This window comes from Bacillus sp. AFS037270, from assembly GCF_002585305.1.
Genome location: NZ_NUNF01000125.1, coordinates 1 through 2,462, shown reverse-complemented (window position 1 = coordinate 2,462; position 2,462 = coordinate 1). Strand labels below are relative to the sequence as shown.

The window sequence follows — 2,462 nt, the reverse complement described above, 5'->3', positions numbered from 1 at the left end:
TTTATAGAGTCTGTTTTTTTATTTCTTCTTTAAAAACAAGAAGCCCCACTCACGAATGAGTAGGGCACATGTAAACAAGTAAATCAAATGGTAAACAAAGTGTAACATATTTTCACGAATTCTCCTAATTACCTTTGATTAAACATTTTAAAGTGCATATGTAGAGATTGTCTAAAATTGTCCATCTTTATTGGTGTAATTCGTCTAACGAGTGCTTTTGTTGAATAAGAAACGAAGAATTAAAAACAGAAGAAATAGCTTGGCAATCGATTGCCAAGCTATTATTTTAACTAAAATCAACACAGTTAATAATCAGAAAAAGTGATCTGAGTTCAAATGTGAATTACATGGCTTTTTTAGGTCTATAAAGGTTTGAAATTGGGGAAAGGTACTTGAGCCTCAGCAAGTGATGAAAGACTAGTCAGTTCAGCAACGGAACTAATTTTGTTCCAAACGGACATTACATTAGCTGATTGATGTGCTTTTTCTATAGCCTCATTGGACTTCCACTCGGCTATTTCAATAATTGTCCCATCTTCCGCTTGAAGAGTTAATAACTCACGGTTTGTAATCAATCCTTCTTCTCGTAACGTTGGTATATGTAGTTTAAGAATTTCTTTTAACTCGTTTTCTTTCCCTGATTTTGGACGATAAAGTGCCAGAAAAACTGATGATGACAAAATTCCACCTCCATTAATGTTCATTTACTATGATAACATCTTATAAATACTTTACAAACATTACCTTGAACGTATTGTTATAAATGCTGTTTTAAATATTGAAAGGAAAATAGTTAGTTATAGTTATACTACTGTTCCAATACCGTGGCAGGTTACTTGATATGTGAAGTATTGTTCTTAAACTATCGGGTGCATTAGCTAAAGTTGATGATCGCTGCGGCGGTCTTTTTTCTTGTTGAGCTAACGGGGCAGCATTCCTGTAATGAGTGAAAATGAGGTTTGAACAAAAAAATAACCTCTTGGTAGAATAAGAGTGTCCGGAAGCTGGCCAGCGAAAAGGACAACACTCAAATACCAGGAGGCTTTAAAATGAATTATAACCAAAATAAGAAGATTGCTCAAATAACTTCTCAAACACTTATTATAGGTGTGGACATTGCTAAATTCAAGCACGTGGCACGTGCCCAGGACTTTAGAGGAATGGAGTTCGGATTACCTTGCTATTTTGAAAACACAAAAGAAGGGTTCGGGCATTTTCTTACATGGATTTCTGAACTGCAGAGAGAACAAGCCATGGAAAAAGTGATGGTTGGAATGGAACCAACTGGCCACTATTGGTTCAACCTGGCACATATTCTGAAAGAAAATGAGATTAAGTTTGTAGTAGTCAATCCCTTGCACGTAAAGAAAAGCAAGGAACTCGATGATAATTCACCAACTAAAAATGATGTAAAAGACGCAAAAGTCATTGCCCAGCTGGTCAAGGACGGAAGATACGCTGAACCTACGACACCGCAAGGAGTGTATGCCGAGCTCCGGGTTGCGAAGAAAATACGCGATCTTCTAACGGATGACCTACAAACGGTCCAAGGACAGGTTCACAACTGGATTGACCGGTACTTTCCAGAATTTCTAACGGTCTTTAAGAAGTGGGAAGGGAAGGCAGCCTTACAATTCTTAAAACTATATGCTTTACCGCATGAAATAATAAAGTTCTCTGATCAAGAACTGCTCACCCACCTAAGAAAAGCCGTTACCCGGAGTGTGGGGCTTAGTAAAATCCGAGGGTTAAAGCAAGCTGCCAGTAAGTCCATCGGACTTCGGCAAGGATCTGATATGGCCAAACTGGAGCTGAAAATGTTACTAGATAAATATGAGCTCATCCAGCTTAAATTCGAAGAATTGGATGCGAAAATAGAAGTTTTACTTGATGAAATACCTGGAGTACCACAAATGTTGGCCATTAAAGGTGTCGGGAGGGATACAGTTGCCGGTTTCTTTGCGGAAGTGGGTGACCTGAATGATTATACCCATCCCAGACAAATTATTAAGCTGGCTGGCTTAAGTTTAAAAGAAAATACATCCGGTAAGCACAAGGGGAAAACGACCATCACAAAGAGGGGCCGCAAGAAACTAAGGGCCCTGTTGTTTAGGGTATGTATGATACTAGTAGCTAAGAATTCAGCTTTTAAAGAATTACATGCCTACTATACTCAACGTTCTGATAATCCATTAAAGAAAATGCAATCCCTTATTGCTTTATGTAATAAACTGATCCGTATTTTCTTTAGCATAAGTAAAAAGAAATTTGAATTTAGTGAAGAAAAGATGTTAAAGGATATTCCTCATTTGTCAGTATCAAAGAAGGTAGAAATGGCCGCCTGATTCTGTTTTAGATTAGATTAATAGTAGATATGTGTGTTGTAGGTTCGGGTACATTTGAAGCACGGATTAGTCGGCAAAGCAACTAAATTACGGGCAAGGACCCTGTGGGGCAGCATG

Annotated in this window: 2 protein-coding genes; one reads left to right on the top strand and one right to left on the bottom strand. The window is 38.0% G+C overall.

The window, feature by feature from the left end:
• Positions 1-362: 362 nt before the first annotated feature.
• A complete protein-coding gene (locus COD92_RS31070; RefSeq protein ID WP_098532435.1) occupies positions 363-680 on the bottom strand; it encodes an antibiotic biosynthesis monooxygenase family protein in 318 nt (105 codons plus the stop codon).
• Between the two features lie 369 nt (positions 681-1,049).
• Between COD92_RS31070 and COD92_RS31065 the strand changes: the two genes are divergently transcribed.
• Positions 1,050-2,345 (top strand): IS110 family RNA-guided transposase, encoded by a 1,296-nt coding sequence (locus COD92_RS31065; protein ID WP_098532434.1) that lies wholly within the window; start codon positions 1,050-1,052, stop codon positions 2,343-2,345.
• Positions 2,346-2,462: the final 117 nt, after the last annotated feature.

Excerpts from the sequence above, each read along its gene's own strand:
- COD92_RS31065 (WP_098532434.1), top strand. The coding sequence starts at position 1,050 with ATGAATTATAACCAAAATAAGAAGATTGCTCAAATAACTTCTCAAACA.